The organism is Sphingobium agrisoli (assembly GCF_041877245.1).
GTDB lineage: Bacteria > Pseudomonadota > Alphaproteobacteria > Sphingomonadales > Sphingomonadaceae > Sphingobium.
In genome coordinates this window covers 48,003-55,473 of sequence record NZ_JBHDJI010000017.1, presented here as the reverse complement: position 1 = coordinate 55,473, position 7,471 = coordinate 48,003, and the positions used below count along the sequence as shown (strand labels likewise).

Genomic DNA, 7,471 nt, shown 5'->3' with positions numbered 1-7,471 from the left:
GCTCGTCGAGCAGCCCTGGCGCATCATGTCACTCGGACTGCGCCAATGGGCCCATGGGTTCTGATCAATGCACCTTGCTATAACGATGTGGCGAAAGCGCGTCCCTACTATGATGCCATTTTGCCCCTGACCGGCGGCACGATTTTCTCCGATTTCATGCCGCACGGCGTTTGCCACGAATTGCGCAACGGCGGGCACATCTGGGTTGCCCCTCCTCATAACCAGGAAGTTGCAATTCCGGGCAATCGCAACATGGTTGGCCTTTTGTGCGAATGCAAGGCTGAGGTCCGCGCCGTGCATGCCGCTGCATTGGCAGACGGGGGCAGTAACGAAGGTGATCCCGGCCCACGTCCGCAATATAGACCTAATTTCTACGGTGCTTATGCGCACGATATGGACGGTAGCAAGATGAGCGTCGTCAGTTAGGTGAGGAGTCCTAATTCCGTCACACAATGAGATATGAGGAGGGAAGTAGCCCCTCATACTCTGCCCTTCTTCGGTTTGGTCGGAAATCAGGACATTCTCGACGCCTGCAAGCCTTAGCGCATATCTGTGCCCGTTTTATGTGACGCCTCCCCCCTATCGGCGGATCGGGCAATCAGATCATGGAGGGCATGAACGACAACCGGGATTAGCTTAACTAAGCCGCCAAACTGTCCAAGAAGGCAAGACCATCTCGCTGTGCATCGCTGGACATGTCAGCAGCCTTTCCAGGCAGGCGGCCTTTTCTCGGCAAAGGCTTTCGGTCCCTCGGCCGCATCCGCCGAAGAGAGCATTGCTTTCATCGCGGGATACTCCCAACCGGCTAGGAGACTTTCCGCAACCGGGCTGGATAGGCTCCGAAGCGCCGCCTCCTTGGTCGCCCTCACCGACATCGGACTACAAGCCAGCAGGTCGGCCGCCCATCGCCTCGCGGCGCCCAGCACGTCATCGTCAACGACTTCATTGACCAGTCCCAGATCAAAAGCCTCCTTTGCCGAAACGCGGCGTCCGGTGAGAAGCAGATCCATCGCCCGTTTCAGACCTACCATCTGCGGCAAGCGTTGAATGCCGCCAGCTAGGGCCGCCAGCCCCACACGCGGTTCAGGCAATGCGAAAACGGCATTTGCAGACGCCACCGCAAGGTCGCACGCGAGAACGATCTCAAAGCCGCCGCCCATCGCCAAACCATTAACGGCTGCAATCACGGGCTTTGTGAGATTGAACCGCGATGCGAGCCCTCCAAATCCCGGAGACTGAGCCATATCTGAGGAGATCACCGGCTCGGCCCGAATGTCATGGCCAGCGCAGAAGGCTTTCGGACCCGCACCGGTTATGATCGCCACCCATTGACTGTCATCAGACGCAAAGTCGTCGAAAACAGCCCCCAATTCTCTCTGGGCCGCACTGTGTAAAGCATTATGCGAGGCTGGCCGGTTGATCGTGACGATGGTGAGGGTGCCTTCGTGCGCGACTTCGACAAACTCGTAGGTCATGCTGCTTCTGCTCCCTGCGGCAGAGCCGCAACCATGGAATTCAGCCTGTCGCGAATGATCGCCTCGGCTTCCCGGATGATGCGATCGATCAGGACCCGACAGGTCGGTACATCGTGGATCAGCCCCTGCACCTGCCCCGCCCAGACAAGGCCCGCGTCGAGATCGCCGGTCTCCAGCGCCTTGCGGCCCAGCGCGCCGCCGACCAGCGGCCGGATGTCCTCGAACACCGCACCGTCGCGCGCCGAGATTTCCACCACCTGATCCGACACGCTATTCTTCGCGACGCGGCCAGTATTGTGAAATTTGCGGAAGATGAGGTTCGTACCGCGCTCGTCATTGTCGACGATGAACTGCTTCACCTTGGCGTGGATCGGCGCTTCCACCGTGGCGCAGAAGCGCGTGCCCATGTTGATGCCTTCCGCCCCCAGTGCCAGCGCGGCGGCCAGGCCGCGGCCGTCACCAAAACCGCCGCTGGCTATAATCGGAATCTTCACCTTGTCGGCGGCGGCCGGGATCAGGATTAGGCCTGGAATGTCATCCTCGCCAGGATGACCCGCACATTCGAACCCGTCGATCGAGATCACGTCGACACCCATCCGCTCGGCCGACAGTGCGTGGCGGACCGCGGTGCATTTATGCAGCACCGTGATGCCGTGGCTCTTGAAATCCTCGACATGCTCCTGCGGCTTGTGACCGGCAGTCTCGACGACGCGCACGCCGCTTTCGATGATCGCTTTGCGATACTCCGCATAAGGGGGCGGAGTGACCGAAGGCAGGATCGTAAGATTCACGCCGAACGGCTTGTCCGTCATCGTCCGGCAGCGATCGATCTCGCGGCGAAGCTCATCGGGTGTCGGCTGCGTCAGCGCGGTCAGGATGCCGAGACCCCCGGCATTGGAGACAGCTGCGGCCAGTTCCGCACGGCCGACCCACATCATGCCGCCCTGCACGATGGGATGATCGATACTGAGCAGTTCCGTTATACGCGTGCTTATAGCCATTACAGGGCCTCCACGATCGTCACATTGGCGATTCCGCCACCCTCGCAGACGGTCTGAAGACCATAGCGGAGGCCGCGAGCGCGCAGTTCGTGGATCAGCGTAGTCATGAGCTTAGTACCCGTCGCGCCGAGCGGATGGCCCAGCGCAATGGCACCGCCATTGACGTTGAGCTTCTCCGGGTCGGCACCCAAAGCCTGGAGCCAGGCGAGCGGGACCGGCGCGAAGGCTTCGTTGACCTCGTAGAGATCGATATCATCGATCGTGAGACCTGCCTTTGCCAGCGCCTTGCGCGTGGCGTTGATCGGTTCCTCAAGCATAATGACGGGGTCGCCCGCGGTCACCCCCATGGTGACGATCCGGGCGATGGGAGTGAGCCCATGTACCTTGAAGGCCTGCTCGCTCACGACCAGAACAGCGGACGCTCCATCGCAGATCTGACTTGCATTCGCGGCCGAAATGACGCCGCCTTCCGTCAGCAGCTTGACCGAACCGATGCTCTCGAGCGTCGCGTCATAGCGAATGCCTTCATCCTTCACATGCAGTCCGCCCTCGATGGCAAGCGGTACGATCTGCTTGTCGAAGGCCCCCTTCTCGCTTGCTGCGGCCGCGCGTTGATGGCTGCGCAGCGCGAATTGGTCGAGCGTGTCGCGGTCGAAGCCATATTTGGCCGCAATCATCTCGGCGCCCTGGAACTGGCTGAAGGTCTCTACACCAAAACGCTGCTTGATGCGGTCGCTGAACGGGCCGATGCCCACACCGTCACGCTCATGATAAGAGATGTTCGAGAACATCGGCACGCGCGTCATGCTTTCGGAGCCGGCAGCCACGACCACATCCTGCGTGCCCGACATCACCGCCTGAGCCGCAAACTGCAGCGCCTGCTGCGACGAACCGCACTGCCGATCGACCGTGACGGCAGGTACGGTCTCCGGCAGCTTTGACGCCAGAACCGCGTTGCGGGCGAAGGCAAAGCCTTGCTCACCGGCTTGCGTCACGCAGCCCAGTATGACATCCTCTATCGCGCCGGGATCGATGCCAGACCGGTCGACGATGGCATTGAGCACTTCTCCGCCCATGTCGGCCGGGTGCCAATCGGCCAGCGCGCCTTTGCGGCGCCCACCGGCAGTGCGGACGGCTTCAACAATGTAGGCTTCGGCCATGGATCAGACTCCTTTGAAATCGGGTGTGCGTTTCGCAAAATAAGCGGCGAGCCCCTCGCGGCATTCAGGCAGAGCGCCGGCGCGGGCGATGTAGGCGGCCTCCTGCTCCATCTGGGTTTCGAGGCTGCTCTCGAAGCTCTGGCGCAGCAGACTGCGCGCCGCACCAATCGCGCCGACGGCGGCGTTGGCGAGCTGGCCAGCCATCGCATCGCCCTGTGCAGCCAGTTCATCATCATCGACGGTACGCGTCACCATGCCGATCGCCTCGGCTTCCTCGGCTTTGATGCGGCGGTTGGTGAGAATGATCTCCTGCGCCTTGCGCAGGCCGACCAGGCGCGGCAACAGCCAGCTCATGCCGCCATCGGGCGTCAGGCCAATCGCGCCATAAGCCGCCGTGAAATGCGCCGAGCGGCTCGCCAGCACCACGTCGCCGCAGATAGCGAGGCTGAGCCCCGCGCCCGCTGCCGGACCATTGACCAGCACCAGCAACGGCTTTTGCATCCGCGCGAAACGGGCGAGCGCCATGTGCAGCGTGCCGGCAAGTTCGCTCAGCAACGCATCGGCATGCTCGCCCGCCGCCTCGAACGCACCGAGATCGCCGCCAGCGCAGAACAGCCGCCCCGCGCCCGTCAGCACCACGCAGCGGATCGCCTTGTCAGTCTGGCAGCGGATCGCAATCTCGACCAGCGTGCGCGCCATGGAAAGGTCCAACGCATTACCTGCCTGCGGTCGGTTGAGCGTTATGCGGGCGATACCGTTCGCCACATCGAACAGGACTGGAGTCTCGCTCATCTGCATTTCTCCATCGAGGCGCGTGCGAGAGCAGCAAGACGCGGAAAGGCCTTCGCGCGTTCACGCGCATGGGCATTGGCGGCCGTGCCGCGGATCACCCGGCCCTTGATACCGTGGAAAATCGCCGCCATCCGGAAGTAGTTGAAGGCGATGTAGAAGTCCCAGTTGGGAATGCCGCTGCGCCCGGTACGCGCGCAATAGGCAGCAACATAGTCGGCCTCCGACGGAATATTCAGCACGCTCACGTCTATGCCGCCAAGTCCCGCCACGATGTCGGGCGGCATCTGGTACATCATCGCATGATAGGCGAAGTCGGCAAGCGGATGGCCGAGCGTCGAGAGCTCCCAATCCAGTACTGCCAGCACCCTGGGCTCGGTCGGATGGAAAATCATATTGTCGCAGCGAAAATCGCCATGGACGATGCTGCTTTCCTCGCCGACCGGAATATGGGCGGGGAGCCACTCGATCAGCGCGTCCATGTCGGCGTCGCGGCCGGCGTCCGTGTCCTCCAGATATTGCTTCGACCAGCGGCCGATCTGGCGGGCGAAATAGTTACCGGGCTTGCCATAATCACCAAGGCCGATCGCCGCATAATCGATGCCGTGCAGCTGCGCGATCGCGGCGTTCATCGCGTCGAAATAGGCCGGTCGCTCCTCACGCGGCACGTCGGGGAAAGTCGCGTCCCAGATGATGCGCCCCTCGACCATGTCCATGACGTAGAACCAGCTGCCGATGACGCTCTCATCCGTGCACAGACCGAACACATGGGCGACGGGGAACCCCACGCCGCCCAGCGCACTAAGCACCCGCGCCTCTCGATCGACCGCATGCGCGCCTTTCAGCGTCTCGCCCGGCGGCTTGCGGCGCAGTACATAGTTTCGCCCTGGCGTCACCAACTTGTAGGTCGGATTGGACTGGCCACCCTTGAACTGCTCGACCGTCAAGGGACCAGCATAGCCTGCGACATTTGCGTCCATCCACTGCGCGAGCGCGGCCTCGTCAAAGCGATAAGCCTCGCGCACGGCGGTCGTGCCGGCATTGGCGTCCTGTCCAACCACGCTCATGCCACTGCGGCCTCCTCAGCCTTTTTCCAGTCGCGCTTGATCTTCTTGGCGAGGCTCCATTTGTGGACCTCGGTCGGGCCGTCGTAGATGCGGAAGGCGCGGATCTCGCGGTAGACCTGCTCGACGATGGTATTGCTGGTGACACCGCTGCCGCCCATCACCTGCACGCAGCGGTCGGCCACGCGCATCAGCGCTTCGGAGACGGCGACTTTCGCCATCGAGCTTTCCGCCGTGCCAAGCGACCCGCCGTCGAGCACCTCGCCGCACCAGTCGATCATCAGTTCGGCCTGTTTGAGGTCGATGAGATTCTCCGCCAGCATGAAGCCGACGCCTTCATGATCGATCAGCGTCTTGCCGAAGGCCATGCGGCGATTGGCATAGTCAGTGGCTATCTCGTTCGCCCGGATGCAGGCGCCGAGCCAGCGCATGCAGTGCGACAGGCGCGCTGGGGACAGGCGCACCTGCGCATAGGTGAAGCCCTCTCCGCTGTTCCCGAGCATCTGGTCGGCCGGGACGCGCAGATTGTCGATGGTCAGCGTCGCATGGCCGCCGGGCATCGAGCTATCGATCGTGTTGGGCACATGATCAATGCGGATCGCGGGATCGGGAAGATCGACCAGGAACATGCAGGCGCCGTCCTGCGACTTGGCCATGACGATGCCGACACCCGCGCCCTGTGCGCCGGTGATGAACGCCTTGCGCCCGTTGATCACCCAGTGATTGCCGTCCTGATGGCAGGTGGTCTGCATCATTGAGGGATCGGAACCCGCGCCGCCCTCGGCTGCCGGCTCGGTCATGAAGAAAGCGGAGCGCTTGGTCCCGTCAACCAGCGGCTTCAGAAACCGTTCCTTTATCTCCGCGCTGCCGACCTGACCGAGCAGATAGATATTGCCTTCGTCAGGCGCCGCAGTGTTGCAGGCGAGCGGGCCGAGCGGCGACAAGCCTGTCTTGGCCAGAACGATCGCCGTTTCGCGCTGCGTCAGATGGCTCCCGTCAGGGAGGATATGCGGCGTCAGCACGCCGGCTTCCCGCGCTTTGTCCTTCAGCTCAGCGATAAGCTCATCGGTTGGGCAGTCATGATGATCCCGGCGCGGGTCACGTTCGTAGGGAACCACAACGCTGCGGACGAAAGCTTCCACTTTCGCCGCGATCTCAGCCGTCTTTTGCGGACCGGCCCCGCTTTGCTGCCCGCTCATTTCGGCGCCATCCGGATCGCGCCGTCGAGACGGATGACTTCGCCGTTGAGCATTGGATTGGCGATGATCTGCTCGACCATCAGCGCATATTCGTCGGGATGCCCGAGGCGGCTCGGGAAGGGCACCTGCTTGCCCAGCGAGTCCTGCGCCTCCTGCGGCAGACTGGCAAGGAGCGGCGTCAAAAAGAGACCGGGCGCGATCGTCATGACGCGAATGCCATATCGCGCGAACTCCCTCGCAACGGGCAGCGTCATGCCCACCACGCCGCCCTTAGAGGCCGCATAGGCGGCCTGGCCGATCTGCCCGTCATAAGCGGCAACGCTCGCGGTGTTGATGATGATGCCGCGTTCCTCGGGCCCGACGAGCTCGCCATCATGAATCCGCGCTGCAAATTTCGACAATATATTGAACGTGCCGATGAGATTGATGGACACGATCTTCGAAAAATCGCCGAGCGGAATCGCATTCCCGTCACGCCCGATGACCTTCGCAGGCGGTCCTATCCCTGCACAATTGACTAGGATGCGCGCCCTGCCGTTCAGGTCTTCGGCCTCCGCGATAGCCGCCTCGACGGCCGCTTCGTCGGTCACATTCACCTTGATGAAGTGACCGCCGATCTCTGAGGCGTGGGCGGTGCCGAGTTCCTCGTTGAGATCGAAGATCGTAACCTTCGCGCCGCCTCTCGCCAGCCTTGCGGCGGTAGCGCCGCCCAGGCCCGACGCGCCGCCGGTTACGATCGCCGCAACTCCCTTGATATCCATGACAAGCCTTTCTCGATTCTGG

The 7,471-nt window shown here is 62.4% G+C and carries 8 protein-coding genes; 1 reads left to right on the top strand and 7 read right to left on the bottom strand.

Features of this window, described 5'->3' with window-relative positions:
* On the top strand, nucleotides 1-426 hold a 426-nt coding region (locus tag ACETPF_RS19715), incomplete at its 5' end, for a VOC family protein (protein ID WP_373936314.1).
* Nucleotides 427-698: 272 nt separating this feature from the next.
* On the opposite strand, the gene ACETPF_RS19710 is transcribed toward ACETPF_RS19715, so the two are convergent.
* From ACETPF_RS19710 to ACETPF_RS19680, 7 genes are read right to left on the bottom strand one after another with little or no spacing between them, the layout of a single operon-like run.
* Nucleotides 699-1,475: an enoyl-CoA hydratase-related protein gene (locus ACETPF_RS19710; RefSeq protein WP_373936313.1), complete on the bottom strand. Its 777-nt coding sequence runs from the start codon at nucleotides 1,473-1,475 to the stop codon at nucleotides 699-701.
* Nucleotides 1,472-2,476, bottom strand: coding sequence for an NAD(P)H-dependent flavin oxidoreductase (locus ACETPF_RS19705; RefSeq protein WP_373936312.1), 1,005 nt, complete (start codon nucleotides 2,474-2,476; stop codon nucleotides 1,472-1,474). Before ACETPF_RS19705 ends, ACETPF_RS19710 begins: the two co-directional genes overlap by 4 nt.
* Complete coding sequence (locus ACETPF_RS19700) at nucleotides 2,476-3,636, bottom strand: acetyl-CoA C-acetyltransferase (protein ID WP_373936311.1); 1,161 nt, start codon at nucleotides 3,634-3,636, stop codon at nucleotides 2,476-2,478. The genes ACETPF_RS19705 and ACETPF_RS19700 overlap by 1 nt, the downstream gene beginning before the upstream one ends.
* Nucleotides 3,637-3,639: 3 nt before the next feature.
* A complete protein-coding gene (locus tag ACETPF_RS19695; RefSeq protein WP_373936310.1) occupies nucleotides 3,640-4,434 on the bottom strand; it encodes an enoyl-CoA hydratase/isomerase family protein in 795 nt (264 codons plus the stop codon).
* Nucleotides 4,425-5,492, bottom strand: coding sequence for a phosphotransferase (locus tag ACETPF_RS19690; protein WP_373936309.1), 1,068 nt, complete (start codon nucleotides 5,490-5,492; stop codon nucleotides 4,425-4,427). Before ACETPF_RS19690 ends, ACETPF_RS19695 begins: the two co-directional genes overlap by 10 nt.
* Nucleotides 5,489-6,688 (bottom strand): acyl-CoA dehydrogenase family protein, encoded by a 1,200-nt coding sequence (locus tag ACETPF_RS19685; protein ID WP_373936308.1) that lies wholly within the window; start codon nucleotides 6,686-6,688, stop codon nucleotides 5,489-5,491. The genes ACETPF_RS19690 and ACETPF_RS19685 overlap by 4 nt, the downstream gene beginning before the upstream one ends.
* On the bottom strand, nucleotides 6,685-7,449 hold the full coding sequence (locus ACETPF_RS19680; RefSeq protein WP_373936307.1) for an SDR family NAD(P)-dependent oxidoreductase: 765 nt from the start codon (nucleotides 7,447-7,449) through the stop codon (nucleotides 6,685-6,687). Before ACETPF_RS19680 ends, ACETPF_RS19685 begins: the two co-directional genes overlap by 4 nt.
* Nucleotides 7,450-7,471: the final 22 nt, after the last annotated feature.